This window comes from Burkholderia sp. Bp9142 (genome assembly GCF_003853415.1).
Taxonomy (GTDB): Bacteria; Pseudomonadota; Gammaproteobacteria; order Burkholderiales; family Burkholderiaceae; genus Burkholderia.
In genome coordinates, this window is record NZ_QTPP01000038.1 from 1 (window position 1) to 14,313 (window position 14,313).

14 protein-coding genes and 2 pseudogenes are annotated in these 14,313 nt (G+C 57.7%); 9 read left to right on the forward strand and 7 right to left on the reverse strand.

Translation table 11 applies throughout. The annotated features are described in order from the left end of the window. Positions 1 to 94 precede the first annotated feature (94 nt). The 6 genes and pseudogenes from DIE22_RS30330 to DIE22_RS30355 form a co-directional block, all read right to left on the reverse strand. Complete coding sequence (locus DIE22_RS30330; RefSeq protein ID WP_124606721.1) at positions 95 to 1,135, reverse strand: 3-oxoacyl-ACP synthase; 1,041 nt, start codon at positions 1,133 to 1,135, stop codon at positions 95 to 97. Then, positions 1,132 to 1,725, reverse strand: coding sequence for a GNAT family N-acetyltransferase (locus DIE22_RS30335; protein ID WP_124606722.1), 594 nt, complete (start codon positions 1,723 to 1,725; stop codon positions 1,132 to 1,134). Before DIE22_RS30335 ends, DIE22_RS30330 begins: the two co-directional genes overlap by 4 nt. After that, a complete protein-coding gene (locus tag DIE22_RS30340; RefSeq protein WP_124606723.1) occupies positions 1,722 to 2,831 on the reverse strand; it encodes an acyl-CoA dehydrogenase family protein in 1,110 nt (369 codons plus the stop codon). Before DIE22_RS30340 ends, DIE22_RS30335 begins: the two co-directional genes overlap by 4 nt. A gap of 28 nt (positions 2,832 to 2,859) precedes the next feature. Continuing rightward, complete coding sequence (locus DIE22_RS30345; RefSeq protein ID WP_124606724.1) at positions 2,860 to 4,068, reverse strand: pyridoxal-dependent decarboxylase, exosortase A system-associated; 1,209 nt, start codon at positions 4,066 to 4,068, stop codon at positions 2,860 to 2,862. Next, a pseudogene (locus tag DIE22_RS30350) lies at positions 4,065 to 4,520 on the reverse strand (AMP-binding enzyme); the annotation flags it as partial. The gene DIE22_RS30345 and the pseudogene DIE22_RS30350, both read right to left, overlap by 4 nt. Then, positions 4,514 to 5,053: pseudogene (locus tag DIE22_RS30355) on the reverse strand (type IV secretory system conjugative DNA transfer family protein); the annotation flags it as partial. The pseudogenes DIE22_RS30350 and DIE22_RS30355, both read right to left, overlap by 7 nt. Here DIE22_RS30355 and DIE22_RS30360 point away from each other — a divergent pair. The 3 genes from DIE22_RS30360 (at position 4,996) to DIE22_RS30370 (ending at position 7,094) form a co-directional block, all read left to right on the forward strand. Further along, the gene (locus DIE22_RS30360; protein ID WP_221623908.1) at positions 4,996 to 5,421 is read left to right on the forward strand and encodes a hypothetical protein; all 426 of its coding nucleotides are present in this window, start codon (positions 4,996 to 4,998) and stop codon (positions 5,419 to 5,421) included. The pseudogene DIE22_RS30355 and the gene DIE22_RS30360 overlap by 58 nt on opposite strands. 261 nt (positions 5,422 to 5,682) lie before the next feature. Further along, entirely contained in the window at positions 5,683 to 6,264 is a 582-nt protein-coding gene (locus tag DIE22_RS30365) for a TIR domain-containing protein (RefSeq protein WP_124606725.1), read from the forward strand. Positions 6,265 to 6,440: 176 nt separating this feature from the next. Further along, a complete protein-coding gene (locus tag DIE22_RS30370; RefSeq protein ID WP_124606726.1) occupies positions 6,441 to 7,094 on the forward strand; it encodes a hypothetical protein in 654 nt (217 codons plus the stop codon). Between the two features lie 49 nt (positions 7,095 to 7,143). Here the strand turns inward: DIE22_RS30370 and DIE22_RS30375 are convergent, their stop codons facing one another. Then, positions 7,144 to 7,773, reverse strand: a complete 630-nt coding sequence (locus DIE22_RS30375; protein WP_260426797.1) for a hypothetical protein — start codon at positions 7,771 to 7,773, stop codon at positions 7,144 to 7,146. 871 nt (positions 7,774 to 8,644) lie between these two features. Between DIE22_RS30375 and DIE22_RS30380 the strand changes: the two genes are divergently transcribed. The 6 genes from DIE22_RS30380 to DIE22_RS30400 all read left to right on the forward strand — a co-directional run bounded on the left by DIE22_RS30380 (position 8,645) and on the right by DIE22_RS30400 (position 14,196). Then, entirely contained in the window at positions 8,645 to 9,919 is a 1,275-nt protein-coding gene (locus DIE22_RS30380; protein ID WP_124606728.1) for a tyrosine-type recombinase/integrase, read from the forward strand. A 565-nt stretch (positions 9,920 to 10,484) separates the two neighbouring features. Next, entirely contained in the window at positions 10,485 to 10,835 is a 351-nt protein-coding gene (locus DIE22_RS30385) for a helix-turn-helix transcriptional regulator (protein ID WP_124606729.1), read from the forward strand. A gap of 340 nt (positions 10,836 to 11,175) precedes the next feature. Next, complete coding sequence (locus DIE22_RS39355) at positions 11,176 to 11,481, forward strand: hypothetical protein (RefSeq protein ID WP_409410203.1); 306 nt, start codon at positions 11,176 to 11,178, stop codon at positions 11,479 to 11,481. A gap of 251 nt (positions 11,482 to 11,732) precedes the next feature. After that, a complete protein-coding gene (locus tag DIE22_RS30390) occupies positions 11,733 to 12,365 on the forward strand; it encodes an FMN-dependent NADH-azoreductase (RefSeq protein WP_124606730.1) in 633 nt (210 codons plus the stop codon). Further along, the gene (locus DIE22_RS30395; protein WP_124606731.1) at positions 12,362 to 13,321 is read left to right on the forward strand and encodes a pirin family protein; all 960 of its coding nucleotides are present in this window, start codon (positions 12,362 to 12,364) and stop codon (positions 13,319 to 13,321) included. Before DIE22_RS30390 ends, DIE22_RS30395 begins: the two co-directional genes overlap by 4 nt. Further along, positions 13,318 to 14,196 carry a pirin family protein gene (locus DIE22_RS30400; protein WP_124606732.1) on the forward strand — a complete coding sequence of 293 codons (879 nt, stop codon included), beginning with the start codon at positions 13,318 to 13,320 and terminating at the stop codon, positions 14,194 to 14,196. The genes DIE22_RS30395 and DIE22_RS30400 overlap by 4 nt, the downstream gene beginning before the upstream one ends. Positions 14,197 to 14,313 lie beyond the last annotated feature (117 nt).

The following is a 14,313-nucleotide window of genomic DNA, read 5'->3' on the forward strand; positions in this document are numbered from 1 at the left end:
TCGGCGGACTGTTTCGTTCGTTGGCCCCAGCTGCGAACGTCATCGACCGGCTCAGGCAGGTAGTAAGCGGTATGGACGATTCCGATGGATACGCTCATGGTGGGTTGAGATATACGAGCGGCCTGCCATGTGATTCGAACAATGCGCAACCGACGAAGCCGCCTAGGCCGACGCCCCACGTCAGGATCCGCTCGCACACTGGCAGGTCGTGAGATTCGAGTACATTGGCGAGCTGCACGATAGGTTCGGCTGCGCCTAGATTGGCGCGACGGTGGTCGGAAAATTCAATCAGACGGCGACCGAGATGTCGGCAAATAGCTTCATCAAGTGGCGGATCTATTCCTGCTCCTACGACGGTGCCAACGTCGTTGGGTTGAAGCGCGTGTCGGAGCAGTATCGCGTCGATTGTCGATCGCAGCGCTCGAACCCAATCTGTGCGGATATCTTGGCTTGAGAGCGGGGCTGGTGTCGCGAGCCGGTGGAGGCGGCTGGCGCGAGCGTCGATCACCATCAGTCCGCAAGACGCCGGTTCGGAGCGCTCCACCAGGATGGCGCCGGCTGCATCGCCCTGCACGATTCCCCGGTCGGTCCATCGCGAAAACGGCGAACACCACTTTTCGGCAGCGACGATCAAGATCGTGTTGATTCCGCGTTCCGCAATCAACAGATCGCTGGCCAGCTGGAGCGCCGTGAACGTGGAGGCCCCTTGCTGTTGGGAGACAGAGAATGGGAAGCAAGGCGTGCCGATTACGGCACGCAAGCGTCCGGCGGTCGTTGTGGACACATGCTCGTTAAGGCTACTGTGGCAGAACATGGCAATATCGATTGGCGCTGCATCGGCTGGCCGCGCTGCACATATTGTCTGCGCCACTTTGGCGGCGAGCCCGGATAGATTGGTATCGCGCTCAACAGGCACACATCGAAATTCGTCCGCCGCTGTGTTGACTACACCGCTTCTGGTTGCAGCCGCTTTCTTTGTGGGGTGGGGAGCGTAATCTACTTGCCATGACGCGACCCAAGCGTGCCAACCGGACCGTATCGGAGCATCATGCGTCGGCTCGATTCCGCAATCACGATGCACAGCGACTGTGCGCGGCACATAGCTGGCAAGTGCCGTGATCACGGGCGTATTCATGGTGCACGTGGTAGCGCGAGGTCCTCGGGCAGCAGGTCATAAAGGAGCCGCCCGACGCGCGTGCCATCGACGAGATGACAGTCTCGTTGCAGTCCGATCAGACGAAAACCCAAGCGCGCGAGCAGACGTTGCGACGGAACATTGCAGTCGACAGCCCATGCTGTGATACACCGCAGACGATCACGGGCGAACGCTTCATGAAGGAGGTATGTCGCGGCGTTGTAAGCCATATTGATGCAGATTGGCCGCAACCGGTCGCGAAGGATCCAGAACGAGCCCGTAGCGAAGCGGTGCGTGACGTCACTGACGGCGACCATACCACTCGGCACTGTATAGCCAGTCGAACCGAATACGCGTATTCGATGCTGTCCGCTATGGACCATCGCTTGTACCGCCAATGCGGGCAAGGCTTGGCGACCGAGCCCGAAGTCGAACCACCGACTGATGGTCGGCTGGGCGAGCCAGGCGACGATGTCGTTGATGTCATTCGGCCCTGGTTCGCGTAACCAGCAGGTGGTGGAAGTTGCATGTGATGCAGCGTTGTCCATTGAGGGCTGAAGCGTGCCATCCGTAGGGGCGCAGCCATTCATACGTCGCCCTCCTCATTCGCGTCCCGCGGCTCCGAGAGCCAGTCGAGAGCTGTGTCGATCCGCAGCAGGAGTTGGGCAAACCAATTGCTGATCTGGAAGCGGGCTGCCGGCGGGAGGCCTTCAACATAACCGTGGCCGCCGCAAAGCTGCACGAATTCACGACTGACGTTGACCGACTCGGCCGCGACGTGTCGCAGTAACTGACGGATCAGCAAGACCGGCGGCGACGGGCGGGCTGCACTAACAGCTTGCAGAAAAAGACGGATGCCATGGGCGGCGATTAGCATGTCGGATAATCGCGCCGCGACGAGTTGATGGTTTGCCAACGGCTTTCGGAACGCTTGCCGAGTTGCCGCGTAATCGAACGCGAACCGGATGCTATGTTGCATGGCGCCCGTCAAGAGCGCAGCGAGATAGAGGCCGATTTCCGTCAGGTACGTTTGCGCGGGAGGAGCGCTATCGCTGTCGGCCCGTGCAATCACAGCGAGCGGCGTTTCGGCCGCGACCTCATCAGAATGCAATTGCTCCAACACGAGCGCGCCGAGCGTGGCGATGCCTGTCGATCTCGAAGATCGCTGATCACGGGAGCGCTCGGTGAGGAGGAGTCGCCGCTTGTCATCTATCCGCATGGTGAGGGTCGCCGCGCCGCCCAGTGGACCAAGTTGCCATATTGCCCCGTTGTCGATACCGGGCACGGACAGCGCGATCGCTGTCGTGCCGTCGAAGTACGCTTGAACAGGCCGAGCCAGAACCGAACCGAGCGCATTGTGCGTCCGGAGCACCATGAGCGCGGGTGCTGTCAGCGTTAGCTCCACCGCACGCTCAAGCGGCCCGGCGGCGAGCGCTTCAATAACAAGTGCCAGACCGCGACGATCGATTCCCAATCCGCCGTGTTCCTCGGGTAAAACCATTGTTCCAAGATCAAGTGTTGCGGCTGCGAGTCTGACGGTTTCTTGCCATGCTGCTGCACGGGGTGAACCCGCAAGCAAGGGCTCCAGTCGGTCGCGCGCGAAGCGTTGGCTCGCGATATAGAGGTTGCGTTGATCGTCGGTCAGTGTCCACGACGCTGGCGCCAGTCCCGGCGGGAAGGAATCAGGGGAGAACATCACAATCCTCCACAAAGAACGAGCTTGATCAGACGAGCATCTCGATCGCATCAGGGTGGCCAAGAAAGTCCCTGGGGCTGGCCGAGCGTCCATACGCACCCGATTGGAAGACAACCACAAAATCCCCGATCCGAGCTTCGGGAAGCAGCACGTCGTCGGCGATCCGGTCGAGCGGCGTGCACAGACATCCGACGATGTGGCAACGCTCCGTAGGGGCTTGAGTCTGGCGATTCCCGATCGTGACCGGAAAATTGCGGCGCAGGATCTGCCCGAAGTTCCCCGATGCCGCCAGATGGTGGTGCAGGCCGCCATCCGTGATCAGGAACGTTCTGTCTCGGGATATCTTGCGATCGATAACACGGCACACATAGATGCCGGCTTCCCCGACCAAATATCGTCCAAATTCCAGGACCGTGCGTGTGCCCGGTAAACGACCGCGGAATACGCCGAGCCAATCGTGCATGGCGTCGGCGACCGCAGCGAGGTCCAGCGGTGTTTCCCCCGCGAAATAGGGAATACCGAAACCGCCTCCGAAGTTCACGTATTGCGGCGCGACTGGCAGGCCGCCGGCCAATCTCACGACGAGATCCGCGCTTTTCCGTTGAGCCTCGATGACGGTCGGGGCGTGCAGACACTGGGATCCCCAAAAAATGTGAAAACCGGCCAACGTTGCTTCTCTAGTATCGAGCTCGCGCAGTAGCTCGGGCACCTGCTCCGTATCGAGTCCAAAAGGGGTGGCCCCGCCACCCATGCGCATGCCGCTGTGATCGACGTGAAAGTCCGGGTTGACTCGAATGGCGACCTTCGGCTGCACACCGAGCTCCCAGCCGAGTGCTGTCACGAGGTGCAACTGGGTGATCGATTCGAGGTGAATATTGACACCGCTTGCGACGGCACGACGCAAATCGTCGCGGCTCTTGCCTGGGCCGGCGAAGCCAATCAGTTCTGCTGGCATGCCCGCATTCAGCGCAAGTGCCATCTCGTTGGCTGATGCCACGTCGAACCCGTCCATCTGTGGCGCGAGGTGATGGATGACCGCGGGCATTGGGTTGGCCTTGATCGAGTAATGTAGGTCGATACCGGCTGGCAGCGTATCGCGCAGCGTGGACACCCGCTCGTCAAGTGTTGCGCGATCATAGACGAAGAATGGCGTGCGCCCTGCGCGGTCGGCCAGGCGATTGATCTCGACGCCGCCGACGGTGAGGACGCCGCTGTGCTCCCCAAACAGCCCGTTCATGACTGCCTCACATCGGAGGCGGCGTCAGGGCTCGAGAAGGCGGCGCGCAATACGGCCCGATCGAATTTCCCGTTGGGGTTGCGGGGAACTGTCTCGCGAACCACGATGCGATGCGGCACCATGTAGCGTGGCAGATGCTCCACACACCAGACCTGAAGCGTTTGAACATCGAAGCTCGTGGCTGCAGGTACGACCAACAAGACGATCGCTTCGCCAAGTTCATCGTCAGCGATGCCGAAGGCAACCGCTTCGGTGACAAGGCCACTGTCGTGAACGACTTCTTCGACCTCTTCAGGGCTGATGCGATAACCGGAGCTCTTGATTTGCGCGTCGTTGCGCGCGACGAAGTACAGAAATCCTTCTGCATCTCTCCGTACCAGATCGCCTGACCAGACCGCACGATCTCGTGCCGCGCCACCAGGTTTCAGTTCGGGCGAAGGTCGATAGCGCTGAAATGCGCCATGTTCAGGGCAGATACGGGCGGCGCGGGTACCACGCGGGAGGCGAACTCGGGATCGCGCCAATAGCAAATCTTGTCGGCCAAAATCGGCTTGGTGTTTTCGAGCAAGATGATTTCCTTATCTCGCTCCAGTTCCTTCAACTCCTGCGGCAACAGCAACGGCCGGCGCTGTTCGGATACGCTTTCGCTGGAGCCACCCCGGCCGCCAAAGAATGCATTGGGGCGGCTCACACTGCGCGACTGACCGGTGAACGTACCGAGCATTTCCGAGTATTCGTTCGCGTCCTTCTGCTCGCGCGGCGCATAGAGGATCTGCATTGCGTGGTTCGTGATGATGGTACGGGCGTCGGATCGCCCGTAAACGGATTCGAATTGTGCGATTGATTGCACGATCGACAGCACGCGCAGGTTGAAGCCCGGCAGCCGCGCCGACCTATTTTGATGATTCGCAATGGAATGGACCGATTGTGGCCGAAGCTTTTCTGGACGGCGGTGTTTGGGCAAACAATCCAATTCTGCCTGCACTGGCCGAATCCGTGCGACATCTGAAAATTCCGATGGACCGGATCGATGTTCTGAGTATCGGTACGTTGAGTAGCGAATCCGACTTCACAGACTCGTACGGAAAAGGGAAGTTGGGTTGGGCGTCGCACGGCGCAGACCTTTTCTTCGCCGCCCAGCAGCATGGCGCATTACTCCTGGCGGAGAGCTTTCTGGGGCCGACGCGCCATCTCCGGGTTAATCAGCAAACTCCGATGGAGATCAAACTCGATGATGCCGAGGCGATCGCCGAGATGGCAGCCAGAGGAAACGAAGCAGGCAAGGACTCGTTTGCATCCGTTCGATCCCGGTTTCTGGATGGCATGCATGCGCCCGACTGGAAAAGATACTGATCAGCCCGGATTGGACAAATCGTAGTGGCCGCTGTCATGTAATTTCGTTTTTGACATTTCAGAAAAAACAAGGAGCGACGGTTGGAAGCATGAAGCAGGTGCACGCAAAAAGGGCAGGAGTGTTTTCGGCAGTGTTGATGTAGATACGGGTGACTCCACGCCGCAGAGGGTGCGTTTTTATGATGCGGGGCGCCACCGAAGCCGACCATCTTCTGGTCTTCGTTGGTGGATATGTACGTTATCCAATCTGCGGGGAAATTCATGGCAAAGAGAGTATTTTTTAGCTTTCACTATCAAGATGTAATCGACTTTCGCGCGAACGTCGTCCGTAATCATTGGGTGGCAAAGGATGACCGGGAGGACGCAGGTTTCTTCGATGCGTCGATCTGGGAGGAGAGCAAGAAGAAGGGGGCCGCTTCGCTCAAAAAGTTGATTCATGACGGCCTCGAAAACACAACGAATACCTGCATACTAATCGGGTCGCAGACGTACGCTCGTCCTTGGGTTCGCTATGAAATCTTCTATAGCATCTGGCGTGGAAATCGCGTGTTTGGTGTACACATCAACCAAATTAAAGGGAAGGATGGGAAGATCAAGGCAAACGGGCCGAATCCGTTTGACTATCTTGCGCTGAAATATAGTGCAGACGGAAAGTCCGTCGAACCGATGGAGGCGAAAGATGGCAAGTGGATCCCGTTTGCGGAGTTTGGGGCATACAAGCTCAAACAGGTAGCGCCGGAGCGGCATTGGGGCAAGACCGTATCGCTGTCTTCTCTGGGCTACAAGACCTACTGCTGGTCAGCTGACAATGGCTACGACTCTTTTGCGAATTGGGTGAAGTAGTTGCCTCATAGACCAAGGCGGCAATCGTGCCGCTAAAATTGCGCGCTAGGCTCGCATCAGAAACTTCACTGAGTCGTTACTCGTGGACGAATGAAGGATCGAGCCTTCGAGTTTTCTACGCACCGAGGATTGTCAAGAGACTGAAACTTCGACGCCAACAATATAAAGAAGGGACTATGGACTCCGGAATCGTTTATGTCAAAAGCTACAAGGAAGGTTCAGATGTTGTGGATTTTGTCAAAGAGGTCTACAGACATCCAGAGTTCTCGCATTTTCTCGTCGCGAGGTTTGATGCGATCAACGCTCGCAATTACTTTCGTGAATATATTGTTGAGAACGGGATTTTCTCGTTGTTCAATTTTTCGCTGACTTGCGATGCGGTAATGCATGGTGGGATTCATGTAGATGAAATCGCGGATATCGTTCTTGAATTTGTAAAAAAACTAAATGGCGTAAAAGATCTTTTCATTATCGATCCCTATTTTTATTCGGATGATCCTGATTGCGTCGCGCTTTTTGGGAAAATGATGTCTGCGCTCTCTGAGCAGCTTAGCTCCGTGACATTCTTCACAAACGGTAGTAAGGCGAGCAAGAGATCGCCTATGCATTCGGTTCTGAAGGTTGTTGCGCCAAAAGTTTCGATCAAGGACGTTGTTACCGATGAATTCCATGATCGTTTTTGGATAGATGCGGCAAATAACGTTGGCATAGTTATGGGCACCTCCTTGAATGGGATCGGGAAAAAGATCGCGCTTATTGATCACCTATCAAAATTCGATGCAAGCGAGATCGTCAAGCTGGCATGCCAACTAATCAAGCCTGCTGAATAGCGCGGTCCGCTGCCTCGTCGGGCACGAACACACTCACTGCGCTTTAAGGTCAACCCAGTGGTTCCGTAAGATTCCGTACGTGGCCCATCACCTTTGCGGCAAGCTTAAAGAGGTTACGTCCCGAGATTTGATTCTGTTCGGCGAGTTCGAAGACGATGTCGTGCTTTTCAATATACCGGCTTCCGGGATCAGGGTATCGTCCGGCCCACGCGACAAAGTGAGTCAACAGTTCGAGAGTTGCCAGATCCTTCACATCGAGATCGACAATGAACGTTGCGAGCTTCTTCAGATCATGGGTTAGATACTTTCGCTCTGCTTCCGAATACGCCTCAACGCCTTCTTTAACGATGATCATTGCCTTCAGGCATATCTCCAGACTGTAGCCAACCAACATGAGAGCAACGGCACAATACTGACTGTCGCAAATGCCTCGCATTTCTGCTGGTAAGTTGTCGAAGGACGGCTCGGTTCGAATTAAAACGAGTGCGGCTTGCGACATAGCTTCTGCCTGTGTCAGCCATAACAGCGGATTCTTCAAGTCGTCACTGGTTGGCTGCTTTGAAGGATCAAGCTCGGCGCCATTTATGGACGCAATCATCGCCCAACGCATCCACCCCGAACGGCTGTAGCCTCCCGGATCTTGGAAAAACTGTTCCCTGCTCGGCAACATCGGATTCATCATTTCTCGTAGCGAATTGCTAATTCGTAGATAGACGAGAATTATAAGGTTTTGGCCTACGTGGCAGTTCGACATCGGACGGCAGTAGAGCGGACCTACTTCCTGCATTTGCTGACGGCTCCAACTTCGACCCGGTCATCGCGCAAGATCAATCCTATCAAGGCCGCCGTGGGGCCGACCACTGCTTTTGCGCGAGTATAGTCGGCGTCCTGTGTGGCGGGCTAGGGCAGAATGCGCCACCACTCCGAACCGGCAGCAGCGTTGCGCACGACGGTGTCGGCGGCAAGTCTAAGCCGGACATCGAGACCGAGACGATTGCTCGAACGGCCGTACTACCGTGGAAGCCGCGATAAAGGGTACGGAGGATCGAGGGGCAGTTATGGGGCGGCTACGGTAGACCGCATCGGGCCGCCGCCCGTGATCTCGTGTCCGAACCGCTAGTGGGTATGGGAGCGCGCCGCCACAGGCTTAACTTGGTGACTGCTTCCTCGCTGAGACAGGGCCTGCGAGCACCTTCGCTCCTTTTGTTGCCGGAAAGCAACGTTAATTTACCGAAGAGTTCCTATGTGATCCGGCGTAGGTTTCAGCGTAGGTTTCGCAACGAAGTACTGTCAGGAAAGGCTTCGTCACTACTTCGAAGAGAACGAATAGTCGAAATTTCGGCTTTGTCCGAGGTGGTCTGAATTGATCCGTTGATGTCTTTAAGCCATTGAATGTTAATGGAAATTCAGGGCTTCTCGTCGCCTTCGTCGTGGCATCAACGCTTGTCTCTGCTTAGCTAAACTTGCTGCGTCGGCGTAGGTTTCTGTGGCGTTGTACAGAAAACCTACGCCGCGTATGCTTCTCTCAGGAAAAACCTACGCTGCGGAAAGTGCGCTTGGATGCACGCGTCGCGGCCAGGCTGCCGAGCGGCGAGCACATGACCTTTGAGGGGTTTCCGGGACCCTGCCTGCAGGCTTCGATGAGTCGCAAGTCGTGGAAGTATCGCTACAAGTCGCCGGTCGATGGCCGTATGCGACAAGTCAAGCTCGGCGAGTGGCCCGCGATGGCGTTCGCCTCAGCCATCTCTGCGTGGGAAAAGAGCCGTGTCGAGCGCGATTCTGGCGCTGAGCTTTCCGCGCTGCGTCGAAAGCCGATCGAGGCGACTGCTCGTCCATCGCCGGCTACCTACACCGTCAGGGAGCTGTGCCGCGACTATCTGGAAGGGTATGTAGAAGTCAATCGTAAGGCCAAGGGGGCGGTCGAGGTCGCACGCATATTCAAGGCGATGCTGGGGCCTATTGCGAATGTGAGCGCGGTGACCATCACGCGCGCACAGGCGTTCGATTTCCTCGAGTCATATCGGTCGACGCCTGTACTCGCCTCGCGTCTTCGCATGGAACTGGGTGGCGCCTGGAATTATGCGCTTGATGCCGGGCGTCTTCCCGAAAACACTGCAAATCGGTGGAAGGATGTTCTACGAGGGCGATTGAAGAGCAAAGGGCGCAAGGTCGAGGGGAAGTACACCGGGACACAGAAACGAGTGCTCTCGGCAGAGGAACTGGGCACATTGATTCGGTGGTTACCGAACTTCAGTTTGACTGTGGCTGATGCGTTGACGCTCTATCTTTGGACCGGGACGAGGGGCGGCGAGATCGTCGCCATGGAGAGCTCCGAGGTGGCGGAGGAAGCCGACGGCCTCTGGTGGACTGTCCCGAAACACAGGACCAAGGGGATGCACAACGAGAGGGCAACTGATCTGCGCGTGCCGCTCATAGGTCGTGCTGAGGTCGTTGTTCGACGGCGCCTCGATCAGGTCAAGGGAACCTTGTTATTTCCTTCGTCGCGCGGAACCTCGATGGACCAGACAGTGGTCCAGCACGGCGTTTACTATCACCAACCATATTGCAAGATTGCGCCGAAACATGATCGACCGCGTTTGCCTGTCACGCACTGGTCAGCCCACGATCTTCGACGTACGACACGGACGCTGCTCGCAATGCTGGGGTGTCCAAATGAAATTGCCGAGGCAGTCCTCGGCCATGTACAGCCTGGAATCATCGGCGTCTACAACAGACATACCTATGACAGGGAGCGGCGCGAGTGGCTCACGCAGTTGTCGCATCGCTTGGAATCGATCGCTGTAACGTACCCCGCTAAGAAGTAGACCAGCGATTCCGATTGTAGTGGTTGGTGTTCGAGGATGGGGGGGCGGCTATCGCGCGCTTGGGTCGCGCCCCGACCTCGCGCACGAGCCATGTGACGCTGGGCCTTACATAGGGGCTGGTTTTCGCGCCCAAATTTCTGATGCTGATTTCAGGCAGTAACCTCTACGGTCGGCTAGCAACCGCGCTCGGCGACATTGCGTCAAGTAAGGCGCGAAACAATGTTCATCCGCTGACATGTCGCGCGAATAGGATTTCCATCGTCCCTGAATCGAAAAGAATCAACGCCTACGAGCAGAACTGAAAGGAATTTCGGCTCCGCCTCTTTTAGCAGAGGACTACAGCAGAACTTTGAGGAAATCCATCGTCCGGTGGAAGCACCGACAAACGGAATTTTGTTTCTCTGAGTGCATTTGCCGCGCGTGACATTACCCATTAAATTTGGATGTGCGTGGTCAAGCGTAAGCATGAAGGGCTTGCCGTACTCATCGATTCTCCTGTTGTCGCGTTGACAACGCCTCCGCGCAGACAAGGAATCAACGGCAACAGACGAAAGGTGAAGTCGCAATGAAGATCTGTTTCTCGCTGAAAGAAGTGGCAGAGGCACTTTCACTATCATCGGCGACGGTACAGAAGCTTGTACGTGAGAAGACCTTCCCTGAACCGCGACTGCTATCGGGCCGGAGGGTTGGGTGGCTCGTACGTGAAGTTCGGCAGTGGGCTGAGACTCGCCCGGTTGCCGACCTGCTGCCACCAGAGAATACGGGTGCTAGGAGGCGGCAGGTCTCGCGAGCCGATCGGGTGGCGCCCGTGCAAGATCGAATTTCCCCTGGTCGATCGGGTGGTTCGTGCACCATGGCTGCTGCTGATGATAGTGCGCGAGTGCTCGATACCGCGGAGCCGAATGACGGACGGTGAAGTAACTCGCTCGAAAGCGATAAACTGCGCCGACGAACTCACCTTGCTGTCGTGCAGCTTACTGCTTTACGAGTTGATCGGCGTCGATCCTTTTAGCTGTCCGCTGGATGTCCCCGTTCCGCCACTCGACTTCGACGCGGTTCCCGGCATCAAGAGTCACTACGAATTGCTCAGAGACATAGCGCGAAGTGACGGGATGACGGCGGCAAGTCATCGAGCGCGTGGCCATCGTGGCCGGCCATGGAGCCGTCGTCGATCCGCGGCAGGTCGCCGATGAATTTATCGACTGGTTCGAAGTGGGAATCGGGGCGGCGAGGCACCCCGCTGGAGCACAGGTTCGATTCCAAGGGGCGACCGCGCCGGGCGATTCGTTCCGCTCGCCAGCGGCTATGGCGCACCGGATGCGCTGCCCATCCGAGCGAACGCTGAGGTCTATGGTGCCGTGCTTCCCGCTCGTGTCACGGCCAGAATCGACCTTAGGATTGGCCGCGGTGCCTATTTCGTGCCCGCCGTCGGTTCTGTCATCGCCAACGGGGTTCGTATTGAGGCCTGCGAGGGGGCGGCCCTGCGCAATGAACCGACGATTGAGGTCGAGGCGCTGTGTGACGCCGAACCGGTTCTCGTTGTCGCTGAGATCACTTCGTGATTCGTCGGTCGGCAGGAACGAGCGGACAGTCTAGGCCCCTCATGCGGAGACCTGTCGGTCGCTCTTGATAGTTGTCGCAATAGGTTTCGGCGATCTTTCCGTCCTACGAGTCCGGCAGCCATAACGCCCTCTGACTTTGCGCCGACATAGCCGTTCCACTTTTCGCGACACAGATTGTCTGCCCACGAGTCTACCGCATTGCGAATCGCGGAGGCATCCTGAGCTTTGTTTGGAACCTGAGGGGAATTGGCATGGCCAATATTCTGGTCCTCAACAGCAGTATTCTTGGCGATAGGTCCGTTTCGAAGATTTTGGTTGAAGATGCCGTCCAGCGCCTTATGGAGGCGAACGCAGGGGCAACCGTCATTCATCGGGACTTGGGTGCGAAGCCAATTCCCCACCTCACTACGGCCAATGTAGCGGGCGTCAGGGGTGTTGCTGCGACCGACGATGAACTGGCGGCTCGCGCCCTGTCGGACGAACTGGTTGCCGAACTGCGGGCCGCCGACATCGTCGTGCTCGGGGCGCCGGTGTACAACTTCAGCATCCCAACCGGCCTGCGAGCTTGGTTCGACTATGTCCTTCGTGCGGAGGAGACGTTCAGCTATTCGGAAGCCGGTCCGCAGGGGCTGCTCATTGGCAAGCGGGTCATCGTCATCGAGTCGCGCGGTGGTCTTTACTCCGAAGGTTCTGCCCAGGCGATGGACTTCCAGAAGCCCTATTTGCGAACCCGGCTCGGATTCATCGGACTTTCCAGTGTCACCTTGGTACATGCCGAAAAGCTCGGGTTCGGTCCCGGAGCTCGCGAGGCTGCACTGTTGTCTGCTAAACAGGCGCTTGCGGAGGCCGCCTGCCCTTGTCGTGATGCAGAGGAGGGGCAATGACCATTGCGAGCGCTACACAGAATGGGGCGGTGGAGGATGTGCTCATTCCACCAGTCCGGGATCTCGGTGACGGTTTCAAGGTTCATCGCGCATTACCGTCTGCACGGCGCCGGATGGTCGGCCCATTCATTTTCCTCGATCACTTCGGACCGGTCGTATTCCGTGCCGGAAATGGCCCGAATATCCGACCTCATCCACATATTGGCTTGGCGACACTGAGTTATCTGCTCGAAGGCGAGATGATCCATCGAGACAGCACGGGAAGCGTACAAACGATCCGCCCCGGCGACGTGAATTGGATGACGGCGGGTAGCGGCATCGTCCATTCAGAGCGGTCCCCTGCGAAGTTCCAGATCCAGGATGGATCGATGTTTGGCCAGCAAATCTGGGTCGCTCTGCCCAAAGCCCTCGAAGAGATGCAGCCAGGTTTCTCCCATCATCCCCAAGGCACGCTGCCGAGGCTGGAGGCCGATGGCGTTTCGCTCACTGTCATCGCGGGCGAAGCTTTCGGCGAACGCTCGCCAGTGCCGGTCCATTCGGACCTGATGTATGTCGATGTCGTGCTCAGGCCCGGTGCGCGACTGCAGGTGCCAGCAAACTATGTCGAGCGCGCGCTGTTCGTCATCTCAGGTGAAATCGAAATGCCCGGTCAGGCCGGAACGTTCGGCGAAGCGCAGTTGGTGGTTTTCAGACCCGGCGCGGAGATCGTTCTGCAGGCCCGCGGCTGTGCCCATGTGATGCTGGTCGGGGGCGAGCCTCTGGGCGAACCGTGCCACGTCTACTGGAACTTCGTTTCGAGTTCCTTGGACCGGATCGAGCAGGCGAAGGAGGACTGGCGGCACGGTCGCTTCCCCGGAATCGAAGGCGAAACGGAGTTCATTCCGCTGCCGCCCGATCCGCCATGCGTCACCGATTCTGACGTCACGCGCCGTCGCCACTCAGGGAGTCAATCATGAGCAACTCGACGATGCAGGCAAGGACGGTTAGATCTGTGCATACCGCCTTCCACACCTTAGAAGGCGATGGCTTTGAAGTCCGCCGCGCCATCCCCGCGAAAGAGTTCGAGGCGGTCGGCCCCTTCATTTTTCTCGATCATTTCGGGCCGATCGACGTGAAACCGGGAGAGGCGAAGGGGGCGTCCGCCCATCCCCATGCCGGCATTGAAACGCTGACATTGCTGTTGGATGGCATTTCGTGGCACAAGGACAGTCTCGGTAATGTGAGCAGCATGCGGCCCGGCGAAGTGCAGTGGTTGCGTGCTGGCCGCGGAGTGATCCATGACGAAAGCCCCGACGACGAGATGCGCCGCAACGGTGGTTGGTTTCATGGCGTCCAGCTCTGGATCAACATACCAAAGGCCAGCAAGCATGACGATCCCAGCTATCGCCATGTCAAGGCGTCGGAAATTCCCGTGCTTGAAACCCCCAATGGCAATGGGCGCACGCGTCTGGTCGCCGGTCACCTGGATCAACACGTCGGCCCGATTGTCACGACTGGTGCGCCGTTTGTCGCACACACAACGCTCTTGCCAAGCGGTGCCGTCGCGCTGGCTCCGCGCGACGTTGACGAACTCGCAGTATACGTGTTGGTCGGATCAGCTTCCGTCTCTGGGCAGACCATCCAGGCGGGACAAATTGGCCGCCTTTCCCTCGGAAGTGAGGTTCAAATCAGCTCGAGAGGAGGAGCCGAGCTCATCGTCGTGGGTGGAGATCCGCTTGATGCGCCGATCTACCGATACGGGCCGTTCGTCATGAACTCGGCCGCCGATCTGGAACGTGCTATGCGCGACTATCAGTCGGGCCGTATGGGAACCCTACGTCCGACCAATTAGCGTGACGGCTTTCGTCGTCGACAGCAATCCAAGTGCGCCTCAGTTTTTGACGATATATGAAATGTCATCTCCATACGAACGTTCTTGCCGATCCGCTGCAGTCACCGTTGCCGGCAT

Bases quoted from the DNA above. Each gene is read 5' to 3' on its own strand.
- DIE22_RS30400 (WP_124606732.1), top strand. From the start codon at position 13,318: ATGAGCAACTCGACGATGCAGGCAAGGACGGTTAGATCTGTGCATACC.
- DIE22_RS30385 (WP_124606729.1), top strand. From the start codon at position 10,485: ATGAAGATCTGTTTCTCGCTGAAAGAAGTGGCAGAGGCACTTTCACTA.
- DIE22_RS30340 (WP_124606723.1), bottom strand. From the start codon at position 2,831: ATGTTCTCCCCTGATTCCTTCCCGCCGGGACTGGCGCCAGCGTCGTGG.
- DIE22_RS30335 (WP_124606722.1), bottom strand. From the start codon at position 1,725: ATGAATGGCTGCGCCCCTACGGATGGCACGCTTCAGCCCTCAATGGAC.
- DIE22_RS30330 (WP_124606721.1), bottom strand. From the start codon at position 1,135: ATGAATACGCCCGTGATCACGGCACTTGCCAGCTATGTGCCGCGCACA.
- DIE22_RS30365 (WP_124606725.1), top strand. From the start codon at position 5,683: ATGGCAAAGAGAGTATTTTTTAGCTTTCACTATCAAGATGTAATCGAC.
- DIE22_RS30390 (WP_124606730.1), top strand. From the start codon at position 11,733: ATGGCCAATATTCTGGTCCTCAACAGCAGTATTCTTGGCGATAGGTCC.
- DIE22_RS30395 (WP_124606731.1), top strand. From the start codon at position 12,362: ATGACCATTGCGAGCGCTACACAGAATGGGGCGGTGGAGGATGTGCTC.
- DIE22_RS30375 (WP_260426797.1), bottom strand. From the start codon at position 7,773: ATGAATCCGATGTTGCCGAGCAGGGAACAGTTTTTCCAAGATCCGGGA.
- DIE22_RS30370 (WP_124606726.1), top strand. From the start codon at position 6,441: ATGGACTCCGGAATCGTTTATGTCAAAAGCTACAAGGAAGGTTCAGAT.
- DIE22_RS30345 (WP_124606724.1), bottom strand. From the start codon at position 4,068: ATGAACGGGCTGTTTGGGGAGCACAGCGGCGTCCTCACCGTCGGCGGC.